Consider the following 23,333-nt stretch of genomic DNA (forward strand, 5'->3'; position numbering starts at 1 on the left):
ACGTGTTGAAAACCGGCTCACTCGCTTTCGAGCACTTGCAGAAGTGCGGCGATATAGCCGTAGCAGAAGGCAAATGCGGTGGCGGTTGGATCCTTGCCGCTGACGGTCGGTACATGGTCGGGCATTAGCATGTATTTGAAGCCCACCTCCTTGTAGATCCTGGCCGAGCGGACCATGTCCATGTCGCCTTCTTCAGGGAAGGTCTCCATGAAGGACAGCTTGCCGCCGCGAATGTTGCGGAAGTGAACATTGAAGATCTTGCCGCGGTGGCCGAACCAGCGGATGACATCGTCGATTTCCTTGCCGGGATTTTCCAGCATCTCGCCGATCGAACCCTGGCAGAAATTGAGGCCGTGATAGGGGTTTTCGCGCATCAGCACGAATTTCTTCAGGCCTTCCACTGTACCGAGCACCCGTGTGACGCCGCGATAGCCCGGCGGGGTATAGGGATCGTGCGGATGGCAGGCGAGCCGGACGCGGTTGCTTGCAGCGACAGGAACGACGCGTTCGAGGAAATAGTCGATCCGCTCCCAGTTTTCGTCCTCGGAAAGCACGCCGGCAAGGCCGGGCTCGGCTTGCTGATCCGTCTTGTCCCAGCGGAAGCTGGCATTCAGCGATCCGCCGCGTCCCGGTTCATCCGGCGTACGGGGAATGCCGATCAGATTGAGATTGTACTTCACCGCAGGAATGCCGGCGGCTGCGGCATTCTCGATCAGCTTGCAGACGGCGTCGATCTGTCTGTCGCGCTCGGGGCCGGCAAGCAGGATATCGGGATAGGAAGCCTTCTCGATCGGCTGCGAGGGCAGGGGCAACTGGATCATATCGAGGATCAGGCCGAAGCTTTCGACCTTGTCGCGATGCCGCTCGAGATCGGAGAGCGTCCAGCTGCTCGGCTTTCCCGGCGGGTCGGCGTTGATATGCTTCACACCCAGTTGCGCGAAGATACGATAATCGTCGTCATCCCGCGCTGCGACCTGTGTTCCCAGATACATTTGAGTCTCTTTCGAAATTACACAATGTCATATGACATAATATGAATTTTGAAGAGTGTCGAGCCCTATTGCTGCTCGGCGAGCATGCGGTAGCGGCGCTGGCTGGCCAGCATATGGGCGCGCATCGCCTGGCGGGCGCGTTCGGGATCCTGATCGGCGATTGCCGACAGGATTTCGACATGTTCGGCATAAACCTTCTGAAGATAGCTGCGGTCATTGGCTTCCGGCAGCGTCGGAAACTGGCCGCGCGGGATGGCTCTGGGGCCGAAATGGCGCAGCACATCGACATAGAACCGGTTGTTCGTCGCGGCGGCAATCGCCATGTGGAAGGCGTAATCCGCTTCTACGGTTTGCTGTCCGGTTTCGATCAGGTGCGCCATTCTGCGATTGGCCTCCCGGATTGCCGCCTCCTGCTCGGCGGTGCGGCGATAGGCGGCGATTGCCGCCGCTTCACCCTCGGCCGCCATACGAAACTCCAGCAATTCCAGGGTCTCCGGAATGCTTTTGATTTCCACCGGCGTCAGCGACAAGACCGAATGCGCCTTCGGATCGGCGACAAAAACGCCTTTGCCCTGGATCGGCTTGACGAAGCCTGCAGACCTCAGATCGGCAATCGCCTCGCGCACCACGGTGCGGCTGACGCCGAATGTCGCTTCAAGCTGCGGCTCGGTCGGCAGTTGGTCGCCGACCCGTAGCTTCCCCGTCTCGATCTGCGCCCGCAACTGATCGATGACCTGCTGCGCCAGTCTTTGCCGGCCACCGCCGAGTGTCGTCATTGTCCGTTCCCCCAATCCCTTTGCGTCATGTCTCCCGCTCGGGTCTTGCAAATCATATCAGACTTCGATAAATCATAATACGACATACGGGCGACATAATATGTCTTTTATAGTAGTCTAGGGAGGACTGACAATGAAGCATTTTTCTAAGGGCTTGTTCGTCGGCGCCGTCATTGGCGCTCTGACGATCGCTGCGCCGCAGATGCAGGCTGCCACCCCGCAGGACCAGTTGGTGGTCGGCACATCGCTGGCGCAGGTTCTGTCGCTGGATCCGCAGCAGGCGACGGAAGGCAAAGCGGTCGAGATCATGTCGAATCTGTACGATCGGCTGGTCGCCAGCACGGCTGATGGAAAGATCCTTCCGCAGCTGGCGGAAAGCTGGAAGGTTGACGACAAGGGCATCACCTTTACGCTGCGCAAGGCCAATTTCGCCTCCGGCAACCCGGTCACCTCGAAGGATGTCGTCTATTCATTGGCGCGGCTCCTGAAGATGGACCAGGCCGCCGCCGCCAACCTCAAGCGCGTCGGCTACGACAAGGACAATGTCGAAAAGCTCGTCAAGGCCGTCGACGACCAGACGGTGCGGATCGATCTCTCCGAGCAGGTGACGGCAGAGCTTCTGCTCTACCGGCTGACGACGACCACCACTAGCGTGGTCGACAGCGTCGAGGTCGAGAGCCACGCCGTCGATAACGACTACGGCAACGCCTGGATGCGAACCCATTCGGCCGGCTCCGGTCCGTTCACCCTCAATCGCTGGTCTCCGAACGAACTGGTGATCCTCGATGCGAACAAGGACTATATGGCCGGCGCGCCGAAAATGCGCCGCGTCATCGTCCGGCATGTGCCTGAAAGCCAGGTCGAGCGGCTGATGCTCGAACGCGGCGATATCGATATTGCCAGCGCGCTCACCGCATCGGATCTCGCGACGTTCCAGGACAAGAAGGGCTTTGCCATCCAGCGTATTCCGACGGGCGGTTTCTACGTGCTGTCGATGAATGCCGGCAACAAATACCTGGCCAACCCGAAGGTTCGCGAAGCCATTGCCTATGGCATCGACTACAAGGGCATCGAGAAGACCATCATGGGTCCTTACGGCCGGGCCAGAAACGTTCCCGTTCCGGAGAATTTCGAATATGCCATCCCGAACCCCGATTGGCATCTCGACGTCGAAAAGTCCAAGCAGCTGCTGAGCGAGGCAGGCTTCAAGGACGGCTTCTCGCTGTCGCTGAAGACCATCGCGCAAACGCCGCGCATCGATCTGGCCACCGCCATCCAGGCATCGCTTGCCCAGATCGGCATCAAGATCGACATCCAGCAGGGCAACGGTTCGGAAATCATCGCCGCCCATCGCGCCAGGGATTTCGATCTGCTGATCCCGCAGACCAGCGCCTATATGCCGAACGTCCTCGGCTCGATGGAGCAGTTCTCCTCCAATCCCGACAACTCGAAGGAAGCCAACAATGCCGGCAATTTCGTCTGGCGCTCGGCCTGGGACATCCCGGAACTCACGGCCCTGACGGCGAAAGCATCGATGGAGCCGGACGCCAAGAAGCGTGGCGAACTCTATGTTCAGATGCAGAAGCTGTTCGTTGAACAGAAGCCGGCGGTGCTTCCGCTCTTCGAGCGCTTTGAGCCGATCGTCCTATCCACCAAGGTCGAGGGATATGTGGGGCATCCGTCTCAGCTGACGCGTCTCGAGAACGTGACCAAGGTCGAAACCCAGTAATACTTCCCAGGACAGCCGATCATGAAGGAACTCTCCGTAGCCGAATTTGGCCGACGCCTGGCGCATTTGCTGGTCAGCCTGTTCATCCTCTTATGTGTGACCTTCGTGATCGGCCGCGTCTTGCCCACCGATCCGGTCGGCGCAATCGTCGGCGAGCTCGCCGATCCCTCAGCCTATGCGGCGATGCGGGCGCGTCTGGGGCTCGATCTGCCGATCTACCAGCAGTTTTTCCTCTATCTGAACGGGTTGGCGCATGGTGATTTCGGCACGGCCGTCCTCACCGGCAATCCCGTCTCTTCGGATCTCGCTCAAGCCTTTCCGGCGACGTTTGAACTCGCGACGCTGGCGGTGATCATTTCGACCTTCGTCGGTGTCCCGCTCGGGCTGGTCGCAGCACTCTTTCGCGACAGCTTCATCGACAAGACGGCCCGCGTCGTCGCGCTCGTCGGTCATTCGATCCCGGTTTTCTGGTTCGGCATCGTCGGGCTCGTCATCTTCTATGCCGGCCTCAACTGGGTTGGCGGACCGGGCAGGATTGATGTCTTTTACGAAGGCCTCGTTACGCCGAAAACCGGCTTGTTGTTGATCGATAGCCTGCTGCAGGGCGAGACGGAAATCTTCTGGAATGCGCTCGGCCATATCATTCTGCCGGCCGTCATCCTCGCCTATGCGGCGATGGCCTACATCACCCGCATGACACGCAGCTTCACCCTGGAGCAGTTGAGCCAGGATTATGTCATTGCGGCCCGAGCCAAGGGTGTAAGCCCGCTCGGCACGATCTGGCACCACGTCCTGCCGAACATTGCGGTGCAACTGATCACCATCCTTGCCATTTCCTATGGCGGTCTGCTCGAAGGCGCTGTCGTGACCGAGATCGTTTTCTCCTGGCCGGGCATCGGCCAGTACATGACGAACGCGCTGATGATCGGCGACATGAACGCTATCGTCGCCGGCACCATCATTGTGGGATTCATTTTCATGTTGTTGAACTTCCTGGCCGACGTCGCTTACGCCGTCTTTGATCCGCGCATGCGGGAGGCGGCCCGATGAGCGATGTCATCCGCAGCGAGATTCATATCCGCCCGCCAAGTGTGTCGACCCGTATCGCGGCGTCGTTTGCGCGCATCGGCCGCAAATTGGCCCACGAGCCGCTCGGTCTTGCCGGTTTCGTCATCCTCGGTTTGCTTTGCTTGATCGCGATCTTCGCGCCGCTCCTGGCGCCCTACGATCCGGCCATACAGTCGCTTGGCGAGGCCTTGCAGCCGCCGAGCCTCACGCATCTGGCGGGCACGGACGAATTCGGTCGGGACATCTTGAGCCGCCTCATCTTCGGCACGCGCATCACCATCCAGACCGTGCTGTCGATCTCCTTGATCGTCGGGCCGATCGGCCTGCTGATCGGCGTCGTTGCCGGCTTCTTCGGCGGGCGCACCGATGCGCTGCTGATGCGCGCCACCGATATCGTTCTGTCGTTCCCGTCGCTGATCCTGGCTCTGGCTTTTGCCGCGGCACTCGGCGCCGGCTTGACCACCGCAATCATCGCGATCTCGCTGACTGCATGGCCGCCGATTGCGAGACTCGCGCGCGCCGAGGCGCTTGTCGTCAGAAACGCCGATTATGTGGTCGCCGCCCGCCTTTATGGTGCCTCGCCGATGCGCATCCTTCTTCTCTATATCGCGCCGATGTGCGTTCCCTCCGTCATTGTTCGCCTGACGCTCAACATGGCGGGTATCATTCTGACGGCGGCTTCGCTTGGTTTCCTCGGGCTTGGCGCCCAGCCGCCGGCGCCGGAATGGGGCGCGATGATCTCCAGCGGCCGCAAGTTCATGCTCGATTATTGGTGGGTCGCCGTGATGCCGGGTATCGCCATCCTCCTCACCAGCCTTGCCTTCAACATCGCCGGAGATGCTCTGCGCGACCTTTTGGATCCCCGCCATGCAAGATCGTGATCTGCAGCCCGTTCTTTCCGTCGAAGGATTGACCGTCCGTTTCGGCCGAGGCGCCGTGCCCGCTGTCTCCAATGTCAGTTTCGACGTCGGGCGCGAACGTGTCGGGATTGTCGGCGAATCCGGTTCCGGCAAGTCGACGACCGGTCGCGCGATCATGCGCCTTTTGCCGCCGGCCGCGGTGGTCTCGGCCGAACGCATGGATCTCAGCGGCGATCCGTTGCTTTCGAAGTCCGAGCGTCAGATGGGCGCGCTGCGCGGCAAGGACATCGCGCTGATCATGCAGGATCCGCGTTATTCGCTGAATCCGGTGCTTTCGATCGGCAAGCAGATCGCCGAAGCCGCCCGCCTTCACCTCGGTCTTCACAAGAAACAGGCGCATGAGGCTGCCCGCGCCATGCTGGAGCGCGTGCGCATCAGCGATCCGGAGCGGGTCATGGCGCTTTACCCGCACCAGATATCGGGCGGGATGGGCCAGCGCGTGATGATCGCCATGATGCTGCTGGCACGGCCGAAGCTTGTCATCGCCGACGAGCCGACATCGGCGCTTGATGTCAGCGTCCGCAAGGACGTGCTGCTGTTGCTCGATGAGCTGGTGCGCGAGAACAATTCCGGACTGCTGTTGATCAGCCACGACATTCGCATGGTGGCAGCTTTTTGCGAGCGCATCATCGTCATGTATGCCGGCCGGATCGTGGAAACGCTGACCCGTCTCGAGGAGGCGCGCCATCCCTATACCCGCGGGCTGATCGCTGCGCTGCCCGACCCGAGGAATCCGGTTCGCCGGCTTGCAGTCCTCGACAGGACGAAACTCGATCTGGAGACGGCGCAATGATCAATGTGCGTGACCTCGATGTCGTCTTTGCCTCCGGCAAATCAAGCAACCATGTCGTCAGGGGCATCAGTTTTCAGGTCAACCAGGGGGAGACGCTCGGCATTGTCGGTGAATCCGGATGCGGTAAATCGACGGTGCTGCGTTGCCTCGCCGGCATGGAGTCTGGTTGGACCGGTCACATCGAGCTTGGCGGCAAACCGATCGGCAAGAAGCGCTCCCGCGAGGAGCTGACATTCGCTCAGATGGTGTTTCAGGACCCTTACGGATCCCTGCATCCGCGCCATCGTATCGGCACCGCCTTGGCCGAGCCGCTGCGCGCCATGCGCCATTCGGATATCTGGTCGAAGGTCGAGAGGGCATTGATCCAGGTCGGTTTGCCGGCGAGCTTCGCAAACCGTTTTCCGCACGAACTTTCCGGCGGCCAGAGGCAGAGGGTGGCCATCGCCCGGGCCCTGATCCTGTCGCCGCCCATCCTGTTGCTGGACGAGCCGACATCGGCACTCGACGTCTCGGTCCAGGCCGAAATCCTCAACCTGCTGGCCGATCAGCGCGAGGAAAAGGGCCTGACCTATCTGCTTGTCAGCCACGACCTCGCGGTCATCGCCCATATGTGCGACCGGGTGCTGATCATGAAGAACGGTTGTTTCGTCGACGAGCTCACCAAAGCGGATCTGCAGGCCGGCACCACGCATGATCCCTATGCGCGAGAACTGTTCGAGGCGAGTTTTATCGAGGCTTGATGTCCTCGATTGGCGCGGCGTGGGATTGTCCGGTTTGCGCGAATGGCTGCCCCTCACCCTAACCCTCTCCCCGTAAAAACGGGGCGAGGGGACGTGCCCTGCGAGAGCCAGGTGGGAACGGAGAGGTCGCGGCATATCCCCTTCGCCCCGTTTACGGGGAGAAGGTGGCGGCAGCCGGATGAGGGGCGGTCTCTGCAATCTCTTGGCCGAGATGTCGCGTGTCCTCAGCGACCTTCCGTAACGGCAGACATATGCCTGACCGCCGCAACGCTGCCCCTTTCGACGAGATGGCAGGCAAGCTCGACCCGCCGCCGTGGGGCCGCAAGGCCGAGCATCATGTCGCGCAGCAGATCGAGCGCGGTGGCGCCGAGTTCGCGCATCGGAATATGCACCGTCGACAGCGGTGGATTGAGAAAGGCCGACTGCGGCAGGTCGTCTATGCCCATGACGGAGATGTCCTGCGGCACGGCATAACCCATCGCCTGCAATCCGCGCACCGCGCCATTGGCAAGACTGTCGCCCGCCGTCAGGATGGCGGTGAAGGTGAGGCCTTTCTCGCGGATAAGACGGGTGACCGCCTCGGCGCCGAGTTCCGGCAGCCAGTCATCGACTTCGAGCACCAGATCGGCATCGGCCGTCAGCCCATGATGCTGCAGGGCATCGCGCCAGCCCTCAAGGCGCCGCTCGATGGTCCGCCGCCCCGGCCTCAGCATGAACAGGATGCGTTGATGCCCTAACTTGATTAGCCGCTCGGCGGCGATGAAGGCGGCCGAACGGTTGCAGGGCGTAACACTCGAAAGCCGCATATAGGGATCGTCGCTATTGACGAGCACCACGGGCTTTCCGAGATCGGCGGCCGCTGCCAGCATCTCCTCTTCGTCGACGGTCAGGATCAGCATGCCGCCGAAGCTCGGATCGTCCCGCATCTCGGCAACGACCCGGGCTTCATCCCCCTTGTCGGCGATGGGGCGCATCGCCAGTTCGATGCCGAGGGCGGCCGCGCGCGCGTTCAATCCTTCGAGTACATAGAGCGTGAACTGGTTGCGGACATAGTCGATCATTGCCGCGCCGGAGGCGACGAGCATGACCTTCTTGCCGGCAACGCTCGCCGGCAGCGCGTAGCTGACCGCACTTGCCGTTTCCAGCACCAGCTTGCGGATCTCCGGCCTGACGCCCTTTTCGCCGGCCAGCGCACGCGAGACCGTGCTGATCGAGACGCCGCACCTGGCGGCAATGTCGTCGAGGCGCGTGCGCCTGCCTTTTTTCTCTTCCGCCGCCATGTCGTCTCCTCGCTGTCTGTTACTATGCAAAAATCTTTCAGATTGCGCAAATAGAATGCCTATGCACAATTGGCCTTGAGGAGTCCGCGGCAAGCGGCAGAGCAGGGAGGCTTTGAAATGTGGCTAGACGGCCAGTCGATGCGTCGGCGTTTTACCCGGCGTCCCAAGGCTTGAGCGGGCTGAAGCATGACCGCCGAGCAGCAATCCCATCTCCGCCGCGCAACGGCGAAGGATAGCCCGATCGTCTACTGGCAGCTCGCCGACCTGTGGCAGGAGCGCTATGACGTCGCCGACCGTCCGATGGACGGCAGCATGGATCCCTTCTTCTTCGTCACCAAGACGAAGAACTTCATCCCGCATGAATATCCCTGCCGCACCGAATTCAAAAAATCCTTCTCCGGCCGGCGGCCGCAGCCGGCTGCCGAATTCGACGCCATCCGCTGGTGGCTTCCCTTTGCCTCCCCGCGTGTCGATCTCTCCGGCTTCTGGTTTCGCCCGACGCGCATCGGCTGCTGGGCGCGCACCTTCCTCGATGCCCGCTCGGCGGGAGCTGCGACGCTTCGCCTGTCGACCTGCGGCGGCGCGATCCTTTTCGTCAATGGCCGCGAGCAGGGCTTCATGGCGCCTTATCAGCGCAATCTCGAAGCCCAGCAGCTGTTCGACGTCGAGCTGGCGGCCGGCCTCAACGAGATCCGCGTCTATTTCGACGATCTCGCCGAGCGCGACGCCCGCTTCTATTTCCAGCTGGACTATGTCGAAGGACCGGAAGTTGAAACCGCCGTGCCCGTTCCCATGTCCGCCGGCGATGCGGATGCGCTGGAGGTCATCCTCGAAGGCATGCGCTTCGACCGCACCGCCTATCTCGGCGAGGACGTGACGATCCTCTTCCCCGTGCCGCTGCCGGTAGCGCTGAGCTGCCATGTCGAGATCGAAGGCGACTTCATGTCGATCGAGCGCTTCGACTATGATTTCGAGCTGGAAGCGGGAGCAAAGAAATTGGCCCTCGGCACTTCGGCTGATATGCCCGCCGATTTCCGCCATTTCCGCATCACCTTCAAAACAGGCGCGCTTTCGCTCGGTCGCACGCTCGGCGTCGAGATCTGTCATCCCCAACGCCAGGGGGAAGCGCCCGCCGCCCTGGAGGACCGCGTCGCCGAGGCGCTGGCTGAGGTCGCTGCCCATTCCGAGCCCGACACGGTCTGCGCTTTTGCGCGCCTTGCGCTGGGGCAGGGCGGCGAGGAGACCGAGGCGATGATCTCGGCCATGCTGCCGGTCATCGAGGATTGTCACGACTGTGCCGATTTCGTGCTGGTGCCGCTGCTCTTTGCCTATGCGCGCTGGAGCGATCTGCTGTCACCTGCGCTGCGCGACAGGATCGAGCACGCCGTCCTCAATTACCGCTTCTGGATGGATGAGCCCGGCAACGACGTTCAGTGGTATTTTTCCGAAAACCACGCGCTTCTCTTCCATACCGCGGCCTATCTCGGCGGCAGGCTGTTCCCCGATGCCGTCTTCGTCCGCTCCGGCCGCACCGGCGCCGAGCAGATGCAGGTCGGCGAAGAGCGTGTTCGCGCCTGGCTCGATCATTTCGAGCGCTGGGAAATGGCCGAGTGGAATTCCGTTCCCTATTTCCCGATCGATCTCAAGGGGCTGACGGCGCTGGCCGCCTGTGCGCCGGATGAGACGATCCGCAACCGCGCGAGTGCCAGCATCGTCCGCCTGATGGAGATCGTCGCCCGCTCGGCCCATCACGGCATGCTGACCGGCAGCCAGGGCCGCTCCTACGAACACACACTGCGCCCCGGCCGCTCGGTCGAACTCTCCGCTATCGCCCGGCTGCTCTGGGGCCGCGGCTGGTACGGCCGGCGTGTCCACGCTTTGCCGCAGCTTGCCGTCTGCATTCGCGATCATGGCCTGCGTTTTCCAGAAGCGCTTGCGGCCATTGCGGCGCACCAGTCCGACGACGCGCAGGAATGGACCTTTTCCCAGGGCGAAAACCGTTTCGCCGCCCTCTACCACTATAAGACCCGTGACACCGCGCTCGGCACCATCGCCCATTATCGTCCCGGCGCCTGGGGCTATCAGGAAACTGTGCTGCATCTGCGTCTGGGTCACCGCCCGGAAGCGCAGATCTGGATCAACCATCCCGGCGAAACCATCCAGTTCGGTTATGGCCGGCCGAGCTTCTGGGGCGGCTGCGGAACATTGCCGCGTGTGCACCAGTATCGCGATCTGGCGATCCTCGATTTCGAGATCCATGAGGGCCAGCCGGATTTCACCCATGCCTGGTTCCCGCTCGAGGCTTTCGACGACACGGTGGTCGACGGCAATCTGGCGCTCGCCCGCTCCGGCAACGGCATTGCGATGCTGATCGGCAACGGCGCGCTGGAGCCGGTAAAGCAAGGCCCGACGACGGATATCGAGCTGCGTCTGGCCGGCCGCAACAGCCGCTGGATCGTTCGCCTCTCCGATCTCGGGCGCGAGGCTGGCCTTGACGAAATGCGGGCGCGTTTCGCCACGCTTTCGGCCCGCCGCGACGACGAGGGCGCATTGATCGTCGTCGATCCGGATTATGGCCGGGTCGTTTTCGAAGAGGACGGCACCGTGCGTGCCGAAGGCCGTATTCTTCGCCCGACGGACTGGTCGGTGCGGGGAGACGCGGTACATCTGAAGATACCGGCCAGGCAGCCTCGGCGCGCGGCCTCGTAGACGACGTGTCCGGCAGGTGGAGGACCGGCCGGACGCAGGAATTGATCGATCAGAGGAGGAAAAAATGACCAGAATGAAATCGATCGGCGCGGCTTTTGCTGCAGTTCTCTTGAGTTCCGTTGCCGCCCATGCCGGTGACGTGCGCATCATGTGGTATTCGGACGGCGGCGAAGGCGAGGTAATCAAGGACCTGCTCTCGCGCTTCTCGAAGGCCAATCCCGACGTCAACGTCATCCTCGACGAGGTCTCCTACGACGTCGTTAAGGAACAGCTGCCGGTGCAGCTCGAAGCCGGGCAGGGGCCGGATATCGCCCGCGTCACCAATCTGAAGGCGCCGGCGCAGCACTGGCTCGATCTTCGGCCCTATCTCACCGACGCGAAATATTGGGAGGACAATTTCGGCGCCCAGGCCGACTGGATGCGTCCCGACGGCTCGAACGCCATCACCGGCTTCATGACGCAGCTGACGCTGACCGGCGGCTTCGTCAACAAGACACTGTTCGAGCAGGCTGGCGTCGAGATCCCCGGCCCGAAAGCCACCTGGGACGACTGGGCGGCGGCCGCCAAGAAGGTCGCAGACAGCCAGAAGGTCTTCGCCATGGCGATCGACCGCTCCGGCCACCGCGTATCCGGCCCGAACATCTCCTACGGCGCCAACTACATCGCCGCCGACGGCAAGCCGGCGCCGATTGATCAGGGCGCCAAGGACTTCCTCAGCCGCTTCGTCAAGTGGAACGAAGACGGCACCATCAACAAGGATGTCTGGGTGAGTGCTGCCGGCACCACCTACCGCTCCGCCGCCGAGGACTTCATCAATGGCGGCCTTGCCTATCTTTATTCGGGCAGCTGGCAGGTTTCGGGCTTCGCCCAGAAGATCGGCGACAATTTCGACTGGGTGATGGCGGGCAGCCCCTGCGGTTCGGCCGCATGCTCCGGCATGCAGGGCGGCGCCGGTCTGGTTGCCGTCAAATACACCAAGAACCCGAAGGACGTCGCCAAGGTGATGGATTACCTGGCAGGTGCCGACGTGCAGAAGGAATTTGCCGAACGCAGCCTGTTCATTCCGGCGCATAAGGGCGTTGCCGCCGGCCAGATGGACTTCAAGACCGACAATCCACATGTGCAGGCGGCGCTGAAGGCCTTCGTCGAAGCGGCCGGCCAGATGGCGGCACCTGCCATGAAGCTGCCAGGCTGGAAGTGGTCGGACGCCTATTACAGCGCCATCGTCGCCCGCATCAGCCAGGTGATCGCCGGCGAAATGAAGCTCGACGACGCTTATGCCCGCATCGACGAGGACATCAAGGCCAAGGTCGCCGGCAACTGACGGATGAACAGATGACGGCGAAGACGGTTTCTTCTGAACCACCGGCGAGAACCGGTCTGCGGCAGGCGCTTCTTGCGCCTGTCCGGCTTGCCATGGGGATCGTCGATATTCCCATGCGTGGCTGGCAGAAGCTGACTGGGCTAAACGGCATGGCGGGCGTCTTCCTGGCGCCCAACATGCTGATCTTCACCGTCTTCGTGCTGCTGCCGCTGGTCATCAACTTCATCTATTCGACGACGAGCGGCAGCGCCATCTTCCTGCAGAACAGGACCTATGTCGGCGCCGACCAGTACCGCATCCTCTTCGATTGCCGCAGCTATCTCGATCCCTCGACCTGCGCCGCCGACACCTTCTGGGCGGCGGTGCGCAACACCGCTGTCTTCGTCGTCTTCCAGGTGACGGTGATGCTGATCGCAGCGCTCGCAACGGCTTTGATTCTCAACCGCGAGCTTTCCAATCGCGGCTTCTGGCGCGCCGTCTTCTTCTTCCCGGTGCTGCTGTCGCCCGTCGTCGTCGGCCTGATCTGGAAATGGATACTGCAGCGTGAGGGCCTGTTGAATTATGCGCTGAGCCCCTTCGGCTTCGAACCTTTCTCCTGGCTCAGCGATCGTTTCTGGGCCTTCTTCTTTGCCGTCTTCGTCTCGGTCTGGGCGCATATGGGCTTTTATGCGCTGATCCTGCTTGCCGGCCTGCAGGCGATCCCGCGCGATCTCTACGAGGCGGCGGCGATGGACAGCGCCCGCCCGACCCGCATCTTCCGGCGCATCACCCTGCCGCTTCTGATGCCGAACCTCATCGTCGTCCTGGTATTGGCGCTGATCCGCGCCGTGCAGATCTTCGACGAGGTCTTCGTGCTGACCGGCGGTGGGCCGGGCACCAGCACCATGTACATCACCCAGTATATCTATGAGACCGGCTTTGCGAGTTCGCTGCGCAATCCAGGACTGGCGTCGGCCGCCTCGATCCTGATGGGCATCGTGCTCGTCATCCTGACGCTGATCCAGCTCGGCGTCAGTAGCCGCAACGAGAAGAAGGGAGCACGCCAATGAGCGCTGTCTCTGCCTTTCTGCTCCGCCGGCGGGGCCGCGGCTGGCATTGGACGGACGTCGTCACCTGGATTTGGCTGATATCAGGCGTCTTCCTGATGTTCGGCCCGGCCGTCTGGCTGGTCTTCTCCTCGTTCAAAACGCCAGCGGCCCTTGCCGAATTCCCGCCGTCCTTCCTGCCCTATGTCACCGAACAGGCCGTGGTGCCGGGCTACGACAAGCCGCTGCCGCTCTATAATGTAGCAATGCCGGATGGCAGCACGCGTGTGCTCGCCGAAGTCCGCCGCATCGGCATCATCGGCCAGATGGTCGATCCGAAACAGCCGGGCGAAATCGTCAAGGCGAATATCAAGGACCGCACACCGGTGCGCCAGGTCGAATTCGCCGGCGGCAACTACACCGAACCTTTCCAGCGCTTCGATTTCTTTCTGTTTCTGCGCAACTCCGTCTTCGTCACCGTCGTCGCGACGGCGATTACGCTGCTCGTCAATTCAATGGCCGCCTTCGCGCTGTCGAAATACCGGTTTCCCGGCCGCACCGCCGTCATGCTGATGATCCTGGCGACGCTGATGGTGCCGCTCTCGGTCATCGTCGTGCCGCTCTATTCCGTCATCGGCACGCTGAACCTCTTCGACAGCCTCTGGGGCGTCATCCTGCCGACGGTCGCCACCCCGACAGGGGTTTTCCTGCTCAGGCAATACATGCTGACGATCCCCGACGAATTGCTCGACGCCGCGCGCATGGACAAGGCCAGCGAATGGCAGATCTACTGGCGCATCATCCTGCCGCTGTCGGCGCCGGCTCTCGCCGTGCTGGCGATCTTCTCCGTCGTCTGGCGTTGGAACGACTTCCTCTGGCCGCTGATCGTGCTGTCGCGCAAGGAACTCTATACGCTGCAGGTCGGCCTCAACGTCTATGCCGGCGAGCTCAATGTGCAATGGCACTACATCCTCGCCATGACCGTCGTCTCGATGATCCCGGTCGTGCTGATCTTCGTCTTCCTGCAGCGCTTCATCACCACGGGCATTGCCGGCTCGGGGCTCAAATAGGCCACCTTAAAAGAAGAAAACAGGAGAGTGCATGAGCGGGCTCGAGCTCAGGAACATCGTCAAGAATTTCGGCGCCGTCGAGGTCATTCGCGATGTCTCGCTTCATGTCAATGACGGCGAGTTCGTCGCTTTCGTCGGCCCTTCCGGTTGCGGGAAATCGACGCTGCTGCGCCTGATTGCCGGCCTCGATAAGCCGACAGACGGCAGCATCGCCATCGACGGCAAGGATGTTACCGCTATCAGCGCTGCCGATCGGGGCCTAGCCATGGTCTTCCAGTCCTATGCGCTCTATCCGCATATGAGTGTCAGGGAGAACCTCGCCTTCGGTCTCGAAAACACCAAGGTGGCGAAGGCCGAGATCGAAGCGCGCATCACCGACGCCGCACGCATGCTGGAGATCGAGCCTTTTCTGCAGCGCCGTCCGGGCCAGCTCTCCGGCGGTCAGCGCCAGCGCGTGGCCATCGGCCGCGCCATCGTCCGGCGGCCGGATGCCTTTCTGCTCGACGAGCCGCTCTCCAATCTCGACGCCGAACTCAGGGTCAGCATGCGCGCCGAACTGGCGGCCCTTCACGCCCGCCTGAAGGCGACGATGATCTATGTCACCCACGATCAGGTCGAGGCAATGACGCTGGCCGACCGCATCGTTGTGCTGAGAGGCGGCAGGATCGAGCAGGTGGGAACACCGCTGGAACTCTACAACAAGCCGGCCAACCGCTTCGTCGCCGGCTTCATCGGCGCGCCGCACATGAATTTCCTCGAAGGTGCGATCGTCGGTCACGAGGGCGGTTTCGCCGAGGTCGAAACCGTCGGCGGCCATCGTCTTTCCGTGATTGCCAAGGAGGCACGCCCGGCGGGCGAAAGGGTCAGCATCGGCATCCGCCCCCAACACATCACCCTTGCCGATGCGGGTTCAGCGAGCAGACTGGATACAAGCGTTACCCTTGTCGAGGAACTGGGCTCGGAGACCGTCGTCCACGCCGACGCAGGCGGGAAGAAGCTGATTGCGGTCTTTGCCGGCCAGCAGCGCATGAAATCGGGCGACAGCCTGCCGCTGCATCTCGATCCCGATGTACTCCACCTTTTCGGCGAGGATGGCCGGCGTCTATCCTGATGTCCTTTGAGACCTCTTGTCATTTCGCCGGGGCTATCACTCGCGATGAGGCAACCGATCGAGCAATTTCTCCAGTGTGATCGGATATTGCCGCACCCGCACGCCGGTTGCGTTGTAGACCGCGTTTGCGACGGCGGGCGCGACACCAGTCAGTCCCAGTTCCCCGACGCCTTTCGCTTTCACCGGCGATATCGCTGGATCTACCTCGTCGAGAAACACGGCCTCGAGATGGGGGATATCGGCGTGGACCGGAACCTCGTAGCCGGCGAGATCATGATTGACGAAGAAGCCGGACCTCTTATCGACCACCATCTCCTCCATGAGGGCCGCCCCGATCCCCATTGTCATCCCGCCGATCACCTGGCTGCGCGCGGTCTTGGGATTGAGAATGCGGCCGGCCGCGCATACGGCGAGCATGCGGCGAACGCGGATTTCGCCGGTATAGACGTCGACGCCGACCTCGGAAAAGTGCGCCCCGAGGGTCTGGATCGCGAAGCGCTTCGCCAGATCGCCGAATTCCATGGTGTCTTCGGCGACGAGATCGCCATCGGCGGCAGCGCTGGCGAGCAGCGCCCTTCGATTTCCGGACCGAACCTCACCGCCGACAAACTCTGCCTCTGCGGCGTTGAAGCCCAGACGCTGGGCGACCGCTGCCCGCAGCTTCGTGCAGGCAGCATAGACGCCTGCGGTGACGGAAGGCGCGCCCTGCTGTCCTCCAGATCCCGGCGTTTCCGGAAAACTCGAATCCCCGAGCTTTGCCACCACGCGCTCAATCGGCAGACCCATCATCTCGGCCGCCGTCTGCTGCACGATCGTATAGCTGCCGGTGCCAAGGTCAGTCATGTCGGTCTCGACCGTCAGCATGCCCTGGCGATCGAGACGAACCCGCGCTCCGGCCTTTGAAATCGGTGCCCCGCGGATCGCACCCGCCATGCCCATGCCGATCAACCAGTCACCATCGCGGACTTGACCTGTCTCTGTTTTCCGCATGCTCCATCCGAAGCGTTCGGCGCCCGTGCGCAGGCATTCGACGAAGGGACGCGAGGAAAAAGGCCGATCGGCATTTTCCGGGTCGACCTGGGTATCGTTCAGGATGCGGAACTCGACCGGATCCATGCCGAGTTTTTCGGCCATCTCGTCCATGGCAATCTCCAGCGCCATCAAACCGGGTGCCTCTCCCGGCGCACGCATGGCATTGCCCTCGGCCAGGTCGAGCGTCGCCAGCCGGACTGCTGTCATCCGGTTCGCCCCGGCGTAGAGCGACCGTGTCGAAAGGGTGGTCGGCTCGGTGCGGCCGCCGGCGAGATTGCCGGACCAGCTCTCATGCCCGACCGCCGTCAGTTTCCCGTCACGCGAGGCGCCGAGCCGGATCCGTTGGATCGTCTTCGGCCGATGGATCGTATTGTTGAACATCATCGGACGTTGAAGCGCGATCTTCACCGGTCGCCGCACCATGCGCGCGGCAACGGCCGCCAGCACCAGATCTGACTGCACCGTGCCCTTGCCGCCGAAGCCGCCGCCGATGAAGGGTGAGATCAGCCGAACGTTTTCGCGCGGAATGCCGAGAATGAGTCCGAGATCGCGGGTTCCCCAATTCATCTGCTGAATTGAGGTCCAGCACGTCACCCGATCGCCATCCCAGGTCGCGATCGTCGCATGCGGCTCCATCATTGCATGCGCCTGGTTCGGGAACAGTATAGGTCTCGTCAACCTTCACCTCCGCGGCTGCGAAAGCCTGGTCGAAGTCTCCGACCTTCGTCTCGGTCGGTCCACCAAACTCCATCTGCGGTGCAACCGGCGCGCTGTCCAGTTGCTCGGCGAGATCGAATCGGCCCGGGCTGCGCGCATAGTCGACGCGGATCAGCGAGGAAGCTGCGCGTGCCTGTTCGAAGGTTTCGGCCACCACGACTGCAACAGGCTGATGGTAGTGATCGACATCAGGGGCAGCCAACATGCGCTGGACATAAAATTTTCCGACACCAAGCGGACCGGCATTGCGATGAGTAATGACGGCCAGCACGCCGGGCGCGGCCTCGGCGCGCCGGGTGTCGATCGATGAGATCCGGCCCTTGGCGATTGCCGCGCCAAGGATATAGCCGTAGGCAGCGTTCGGTGCGACGTTGTGATATTCGTAGGCGTAAGTCGCAGTCCCAGTCGTCTTGAGCTCTGCCTCGAAGCGGTTGTGAGGCTGGCCGACAACGGTCATCCTGTCAATTGGGTTCGGTCCTGCAGGTGTGTCGAACTTCATGGATCAGTCCTCGCTTGCGCTATCACGTCGCTGAGCGTCCGCTCCACCAACAACAGCTTGAACGGGTTCTTGAGTAGCGGCTCCGCGCCTTCAGTAGTCCGTCAGCCGGAATAGTCGATGCTGGGACTCGTGCTCAGGGGCGAAGCACTGGATCGCTTAGGTGAGTAAATGGGTCACGCATCGGAAAGGATTACCGGCGGCAAATTGCAAGACCTTATGAGTCTGCCTCACGAACGGGAGCTTCCTGCCGAGATCAGGCGAGGAAACGGCCTGCGGTGAGGCGCTCCCAGTTCGCATGCGCGAACTTCTCCTTGTCGGCGGCATCGAGCTCCAAATCTTCGACAAATCGCCGCGCATCGCCTCCGGGGCGATACTGGTATGGGTAGTCTGTCGAGAACAGGATGCGGTCCACGCCGACCGCATCGATCGCTTGCCGCAAATAGGCGGGGCTGAACATGCCGCTGGCCGTCAGATAGAGGTTGTTGCGGACATAGTCGAGGAATGGCCGCTGGAGTTTGGACACCCGATCCAGCATGACGAGCCGCTCGAGATAAAACAGCACCAGCTCACCCCAGTGCCCGAGGATGACCTGGAGGTTCGGGTGACGGTCAAAGACGCCGCCCAGGATCAGACGCACGAACTGGATGCCTGCCTCGAAATGCCATCCGAGGGCAAATGTGGACAAGGCGAGATCGATGGGGGCGCCGAAGCCCGCATAATAGGTGTCGCGGATGCTCGTCTGCGGGATCTGCGGATGAATCAGGAGCGGGACATTGAGTTCTGCGGCGCTGGCGAATGTCGGCTCGAAGATCATATGATCGAGATTCTTGTCGCCGACCCGGCCGAACAGAACGGCACCTTTGCAGCCGAGTTCCTCGACGGCTCGCCGCAGTTCTCGCGCCGCCTCGTTCGGTTGCGCAAAGGAGAGAGCCGCCATCGCCTGGAAGCGGGATGGGTGAGCCGAAACAGCGCTGGCCAGAATGTCGTTGGCGCGACGAGCAAGATCGACGCCGTGATGGCCGAGATTGTTGAGACCCGGAGTCGTCAACGAGAGAACCTGCACATCGACGCCGGTCTCGTCCATCAGAGCCAGCCGCTGCTCTCCAAGATCCGCCAGCCGTTCGCCGAGCAGACCTGGATTGAGCCCAAGCGTTCCGTCGTCGGCGCCGGGAATCGTGTTCCACCCATGCTTCACCTCATCGGGCAGGACATGCTCTTCGATTGCGATGATCTTCATTGGTGAATTCCCTCGGTCAGGACTTCTGGGTGAGTTGATCGACGATCGCCTGGCCGACGCCGTGTGCAGACGCCGGGTTCTGGCCTGTGATCAGACGGCCATCGACCACCACCTTCTCCGTCCAGTTCGGCGCCGGCTCATGCAGCGCGCCTCGCTCCTTGAGGGTCGTCGCCAGCAGATAGGGCACGACCTCGGTGTACTTGACCTCCGCCTCTTCCTCGTCCGTGAAGGCGGCGAGCTTTTTGCCCGCGACCAAATAGCTGCCGTCCGAGAGCGTTGCATTCACCAATGCGGCGGGGCCGTGGCAGACCGCCGAGACGATGCCGCCGGTTTCGTAGATGTCGCGGATCACGCGTTGCACAGCCGGGCTGTCGGCAAAATCCCACATCGTGCCGTGGCCGCCGGCGAAGAAGACTGCGGAGTAGCGGGAGGGATCGAGTTCGTCGAGGATGAGCGAGTGGGCGAGCGCATCGCGGAACTCGCGGTCCTTCCAGAAGCGGGCGTTGACCGGATCGGTGAGGTCGAAGAAGTCGATCGGCGGATGGCCGCCCCGGATCGAGGCGATCTCGGTCGGGATGCCGGCCGCGCGGAAAACGTCGAGCGGATGCGTGAGTTCGACCATCGCAAAGCCGGTAGGCTCGCCGGTGTCGCCTCTGATCGGATGGCTGGTGACCACGCAAAGGATGGGCTTGATATTATTTGCCATTGTTTTGGCTCCTCGGGAATTGAGCGAGGCCATGTCGATGACGACGCGAACTTCATATCGCTCTTCAAGATGCGCTCGTAGGCTCTGCTGCGTCCGCCGAATTCGCGATCGGGCGCAAAGTGTTCCGTTGTATCGCGGACAAGGAATCTCAGGCGTTGCCGGGCGCAAACAGCGCTTCCCAGTTGAGGAAGGGGCCAAGCGGGATGACATCCCAGTCGAGAAGCCCGGCCTTGGCCAGCGGGAATTCGCTCAGGGCCTGCTTGGCGGCTTCGACCGACTCGCATTCGGCGATGATGGCGACACCCGGACGGTCCTGGCGGAAATAGATGTCGCGGATGATGCCGCCCTTGTACATCTGCCAGGCGTGTCGGGCTTCATCCGACATATGCGGCTGGTACTTTTCCAGACTGGCGCCGGGCTGGGGAATATCGAGGCAAAGCAGTTTCATGGCAGGATTCCTTGGTTGAGAAAGATGGATCAGGCGGGTTGGAACCGGCGCACGGTCTCGGCCACGCGGACGGCCGAGGTAGCCCGCCGTCCTGAGATCGCTTCCGGCAGGCGCGACATCCGGCGCCTGGTCAGTCTTCGATTGGGTTCTGACACCAAACCAGTTTCCGAGCCGGATGAGGTCGTCTGTGCTGCCGTTGTTGCCAGGAAATATCGTTTGCTTGGCCGGCCTTATATCGTAGAATGCAGTTGACAATTAGAAATAGTTTTTCTCTTCTTTGGTTCCTGAGGTTCTCCAATCGCAGGACCGTTCTTCGCGGGGATCCGCTCGGTGCGAGACAGGTTTGATGGAGTGCAAGTCTTTGTCGAGGCGGTCGAGACGGGCGGCTTTGCCAAAGCTGCCGAGCGATTGTCGTTGACGCGCTCCGCAGTCGGTAAGGCCATCGCGCGTCTCGAGGAGCGCCTGGGCGTCCGGTTGTTTCACAGGACCACGCGGACGCAGAGCCTGACCGAAGATGGTCAGCAATATTACGAGCGCTGTGTGCGTGCGATCGAGGAACTGCGCGCAGGCGAATCTCTCCTGGAATCCGGCCGGCGTGAGGTCGTCGGCAAGTTGCGCGTGTCGCTGCCCGTCTTGTTTGGCCGCTACTGCGCCGCACCCATCCTGCGTGCCTATGCGCGCCAGCACGAGAGGCTCGAACTCGAACTCAGCTTCAGTGACCGCCAGATCGATTTGATCGCCGACGGCTTCGATTTGGCGGTGCGCAATGGCGTTCTAGGGAACGGAACCGCGCTCCACGCCCGGCGACTGGTCAGCCCACGCAAGGCGCTCTGCGCCTCTCCAGCCTATCTTGCCGCACGAGGGGAGCCACATTCTCTGGCGGATCTGCCAGAACATGACACGCTCGTGTACTGGCGCAACGATTATGGCCTGACCTGGCAGCTTCCCGATGCGACCGGTGCTCTCATCGACCTGTCGGTCACTTCAAGACTGCGCTTTGACGATCTCGAAGTGATCGCCGATGCCGCCGTCGATGGCATGGGCCTCGCTTGGCTTCCCTACTGGCTGATCCATGACCGCGTGCAGGCAGGCGAACTGGTCGAACTCTGGACCGATCGACCGAGGGCGGCGATGGAATGCTACGCCGTGTGGCCAACCACCCAATATCTGCCGTTGCGGTCGCGACTGGCGATCGATGCGCTTGCCACCGAATTGCCGAAGCGTTTCGTCGTCTGAAGCGAATCCCTTTGCGCTTTATTTCCCGCAGGAGCCGCGCAACGGTGCAAAAAGCGGCTCGCCACTCTGTCGTCGCAGCCGCTCACGTTGAATAACGCAGCGCGTTCACGAGAAGGGAAAAGGCGGGCGAAGACTGGCGTCGGCTTGGGTAGTAGAGATGGAAGCCCTCCCAATAGGGAGAAAAATCTTCCAGAAATCGGTGGAGGCGACCGGTTCCGAGATGGAGCTTGGCGATATCTTCCGGGACATAGGCGAAGCCGAAGCCGTCGAGAGCCGCCTCAAGAACGTTGTAGATCGTGTTGAAGACGAGCTGCCCGTCCACCCGAACCTTGATCTCGCGGCCGTTCTCTTCGAACTCCCAGGCATAAAGACCGCCATAGGTGGGCAGGCGCAGATTGATGCACCTGTGCTGCATGAGGTCCTTCGGATGTCTTGGAATATCGCGTGAGGCAAAATAGGATTCTGCGGCGACGACGGCGAAACGAACATCCGGCCCGATCCTCACCGAGATCATGTCCTTGGCGATCTGTTCGCCGAAGCGCACGCCGGCATCATAGCCTTCACTGACGATGTCCTGCAGACCGTAGTTCACGTCCAGTTCGAGCCTGATGTCGGGATATTGTTGGAGAAAGGTTCGAAGCTTCGGCCATATGTAGCACTGGATCTGGTAGTCGCCGGCGGTCAGCCGGACGGTTCCAGCCGGCTGGTCCCGAAGAATGTTGAGCCCATCGAGCGCAGATCCGATCTCGTCGAAAAGCGGACCGATGCTCTGCAGCATCCGTTCGCCGGCCTCGGTCGGTGAGACGCTGCGCGTCGTCCTTGTCAGCAGCCGCACACCCAGCCGCTGCTCGAGCTGACGGAGCGTATGGCTCAGCGCCGACTGAGAGACGCCGAACTTGGCTGCGGCTTTGGTGAAGCTGCGCTCCCTCGCAACCACCAGGAACACCATCAGGTCATTGATATTCTGGCGCTCCACTGATGATTCCTCCTCATAGACCGACGCCCATCATAAACGCCTGCCTATGAAATGGTAGCAATGAAGCCTTGGAGCTTTGGAGCAGCAAGAACGCCGGACCCTTTGCGCCGCACCGGCGTGCTTTTGCTGCAGGCCGGAGCTTCACTTCGCCCGGCTACGCAGCACCTCCCCGACAACCGGCGACGCAGAGAAGGCGTTCGGCCAGCCGGCGTAGAAGGCCGTATGGGCAACGACCTCGCCGGCTTCGTCGGCGGTCAGACCGTTATCCATGGCGCGGTTGAGGTGATAGGTGATCTGAGCGCTCTGGCCCGATGCGATCAGCGAGCTGACCGTCACAAGGCTGCGGTCTCGCGGTGCAAGACCCGGTCGTTGCCAGAGATCGAGGAACAGCGGGTCGGTCGTGAACTGCACCAGCCCCGGAGAGATCGGACCGACATTCTTCTCGACGCCGGTGGCGCGTTGGCGCTCGGCTTCCTCGTTGAGCGGCAGCAGTTGCGGAGAGGCCGCAGGCAGCTGGTCGGCCGTGATGCCCCGGTCTTTGAAGACGTCCTTGGTCGCGGCGACTGCCGACATCGCGTTCGACCAGCCCGAGTAGAAAGCCAGATGCGTGATGATCTCGGAGACCTCCGTCGGGCTCACCCCGTTATCGAGAGCGCCGTCGACGTAGTGCTTCAGATCGATTGCCTGGTTTCGGGCGATCAGCACGGCCAGAGTGACGATGCTGCGATCGCGGCGTGACAGTTGCGGCCGCTGCCACAGATTTCCGAGCACGTCCTCTTCAGCGTATCGGCCAAGAGCCGGCGATACGGACTGGATGTCGCTGACCGACAATGATGAAGCACTTGCCGGCATGGCTCCGCCTCCACTTCCTTCCTGGGCCATGAGAGGCTCGCCCATCGTGAGCGAGATTGCCGTGGCGGCCAAAATTCGTTTCATGATGATATC

Annotated in this window: 19 protein-coding genes and 1 pseudogene; 11 read left to right on the forward strand and 9 right to left on the reverse strand. The window is 62.0% G+C overall.

Features of this window, described 5'->3' with window-relative positions; genetic code table 11:
• Nucleotides 1-17 precede the first annotated feature (17 nt).
• Both RL_RS12060 and RL_RS12065 read right to left on the reverse strand, forming a co-directional pair.
• Nucleotides 18-992 (reverse strand): mannonate dehydratase, encoded by a 975-nt coding sequence (locus RL_RS12060; protein ID WP_011651912.1) that lies wholly within the window; start codon nucleotides 990-992, stop codon nucleotides 18-20.
• A 65-nt stretch (nucleotides 993-1,057) separates the two neighbouring features.
• Complete coding sequence (locus RL_RS12065) at nucleotides 1,058-1,768, reverse strand: FadR/GntR family transcriptional regulator (RefSeq protein WP_011651913.1); 711 nt, start codon at nucleotides 1,766-1,768, stop codon at nucleotides 1,058-1,060.
• A gap of 133 nt (nucleotides 1,769-1,901) precedes the next feature.
• On the opposite strand from RL_RS12065, the gene RL_RS12070 reads away from it, so the two are divergent.
• Genes RL_RS12070 through RL_RS12090 form a run of 5 tightly spaced genes read left to right on the forward strand, consistent with a single transcriptional unit; the run spans nucleotide 1,902 to nucleotide 7,018 of the window.
• A complete protein-coding gene (locus RL_RS12070; RefSeq protein WP_011651914.1) occupies nucleotides 1,902-3,497 on the forward strand; it encodes an ABC transporter substrate-binding protein in 1,596 nt (531 codons plus the stop codon).
• Between the two features lie 21 nt (nucleotides 3,498-3,518).
• On the forward strand, nucleotides 3,519-4,547 hold the full coding sequence (locus RL_RS12075) for an ABC transporter permease (protein ID WP_011651915.1): 1,029 nt from the start codon (nucleotides 3,519-3,521) through the stop codon (nucleotides 4,545-4,547).
• Complete coding sequence (locus tag RL_RS12080; protein ID WP_011651916.1) at nucleotides 4,544-5,446, forward strand: ABC transporter permease; 903 nt, start codon at nucleotides 4,544-4,546, stop codon at nucleotides 5,444-5,446. The genes RL_RS12075 and RL_RS12080 overlap by 4 nt, the downstream gene beginning before the upstream one ends.
• Entirely contained in the window at nucleotides 5,433-6,278 is an 846-nt protein-coding gene (locus RL_RS12085) for an ABC transporter ATP-binding protein (RefSeq protein WP_033182597.1), read from the forward strand. Before RL_RS12080 ends, RL_RS12085 begins: the two co-directional genes overlap by 14 nt.
• A complete protein-coding gene (locus RL_RS12090) occupies nucleotides 6,275-7,018 on the forward strand; it encodes an ABC transporter ATP-binding protein (protein WP_011651918.1) in 744 nt (247 codons plus the stop codon). The genes RL_RS12085 and RL_RS12090 overlap by 4 nt, the downstream gene beginning before the upstream one ends.
• A gap of 224 nt (nucleotides 7,019-7,242) precedes the next feature.
• On the opposite strand, the gene RL_RS12095 is transcribed toward RL_RS12090, so the two are convergent.
• Nucleotides 7,243-8,298 carry a LacI family DNA-binding transcriptional regulator gene (locus RL_RS12095; RefSeq protein WP_011651919.1) on the reverse strand — a complete coding sequence of 352 codons (1,056 nt, stop codon included), beginning with the start codon at nucleotides 8,296-8,298 and terminating at the stop codon, nucleotides 7,243-7,245.
• Between the two features lie 186 nt (nucleotides 8,299-8,484).
• On the opposite strand from RL_RS12095, the gene RL_RS12100 reads away from it, so the two are divergent.
• From RL_RS12100 to RL_RS12120, 5 genes are all read left to right on the forward strand, one after another.
• Complete coding sequence (locus RL_RS12100) at nucleotides 8,485-11,007, forward strand: hypothetical protein (RefSeq protein ID WP_011651920.1); 2,523 nt, start codon at nucleotides 8,485-8,487, stop codon at nucleotides 11,005-11,007.
• 64 nt (nucleotides 11,008-11,071) lie between these two features.
• Nucleotides 11,072-12,331, forward strand: a complete 1,260-nt coding sequence (locus RL_RS12105) for an ABC transporter substrate-binding protein (protein WP_011651921.1) — start codon at nucleotides 11,072-11,074, stop codon at nucleotides 12,329-12,331.
• An 11-nt stretch (nucleotides 12,332-12,342) separates the two neighbouring features.
• The gene (locus RL_RS12110) at nucleotides 12,343-13,380 is read left to right on the forward strand and encodes a carbohydrate ABC transporter permease (RefSeq protein WP_011651922.1); all 1,038 of its coding nucleotides are present in this window, start codon (nucleotides 12,343-12,345) and stop codon (nucleotides 13,378-13,380) included.
• Nucleotides 13,377-14,426, forward strand: coding sequence for a carbohydrate ABC transporter permease (locus RL_RS12115; RefSeq protein ID WP_011651923.1), 1,050 nt, complete (start codon nucleotides 13,377-13,379; stop codon nucleotides 14,424-14,426). Before RL_RS12110 ends, RL_RS12115 begins: the two co-directional genes overlap by 4 nt.
• A 31-nt stretch (nucleotides 14,427-14,457) precedes the next feature.
• Nucleotides 14,458-15,537, forward strand: coding sequence for an ABC transporter ATP-binding protein (locus RL_RS12120; protein WP_011651924.1), 1,080 nt, complete (start codon nucleotides 14,458-14,460; stop codon nucleotides 15,535-15,537).
• Nucleotides 15,538-15,573: 36 nt separating this feature from the next.
• On the opposite strand, the pseudogene paoC reads toward RL_RS12120, so the two are convergent.
• The 4 genes and pseudogenes from paoC to RL_RS12140 all read right to left on the reverse strand — a co-directional run bounded on the left by paoC (nucleotide 15,574) and on the right by RL_RS12140 (nucleotide 20,176).
• A pseudogene (gene paoC / locus RL_RS12125) lies at nucleotides 15,574-17,785 on the reverse strand (aldehyde oxidoreductase molybdenum-binding subunit PaoC).
• 253 nt (nucleotides 17,786-18,038) lie between these two features.
• Nucleotides 18,039-19,022 carry an amidohydrolase family protein gene (locus RL_RS12130; RefSeq protein ID WP_011651925.1) on the reverse strand — a complete coding sequence of 328 codons (984 nt, stop codon included), beginning with the start codon at nucleotides 19,020-19,022 and terminating at the stop codon, nucleotides 18,039-18,041.
• Between the two features lie 16 nt (nucleotides 19,023-19,038).
• Nucleotides 19,039-19,728: a type 1 glutamine amidotransferase domain-containing protein gene (locus RL_RS12135; protein ID WP_011651926.1), complete on the reverse strand. Its 690-nt coding sequence runs from the start codon at nucleotides 19,726-19,728 to the stop codon at nucleotides 19,039-19,041.
• A gap of 148 nt (nucleotides 19,729-19,876) precedes the next feature.
• A complete protein-coding gene (locus RL_RS12140; RefSeq protein ID WP_029875229.1) occupies nucleotides 19,877-20,176 on the reverse strand; it encodes a hypothetical protein in 300 nt (99 codons plus the stop codon).
• A gap of 330 nt (nucleotides 20,177-20,506) precedes the next feature.
• Here RL_RS12140 and RL_RS12145 point away from each other — a divergent pair, with 330 nt between their 5' ends.
• Entirely contained in the window at nucleotides 20,507-21,412 is a 906-nt protein-coding gene (locus RL_RS12145; protein WP_011651928.1) for a LysR family transcriptional regulator, read from the forward strand.
• An 82-nt stretch (nucleotides 21,413-21,494) separates the two neighbouring features.
• On the opposite strand, the gene RL_RS12150 is transcribed toward RL_RS12145, so the two are convergent.
• Together RL_RS12150 and RL_RS12155 are read right to left on the reverse strand one after the other, a co-directional pair.
• Nucleotides 21,495-22,388 (reverse strand): LysR family transcriptional regulator, encoded by an 894-nt coding sequence (locus RL_RS12150; protein WP_011651929.1) that lies wholly within the window; start codon nucleotides 22,386-22,388, stop codon nucleotides 21,495-21,497.
• 141 nt (nucleotides 22,389-22,529) lie between these two features.
• Nucleotides 22,530-23,324: a carboxymuconolactone decarboxylase family protein gene (locus tag RL_RS12155; protein ID WP_041936323.1), complete on the reverse strand. Its 795-nt coding sequence runs from the start codon at nucleotides 23,322-23,324 to the stop codon at nucleotides 22,530-22,532.
• Between the last annotated feature and the right edge of the window lie 9 nt (nucleotides 23,325-23,333).

Origin of the sequence: Rhizobium johnstonii 3841, from assembly GCF_000009265.1 — a bacterium.
GTDB lineage: Bacteria > Pseudomonadota > Alphaproteobacteria > Rhizobiales > Rhizobiaceae > Rhizobium > Rhizobium acaciae.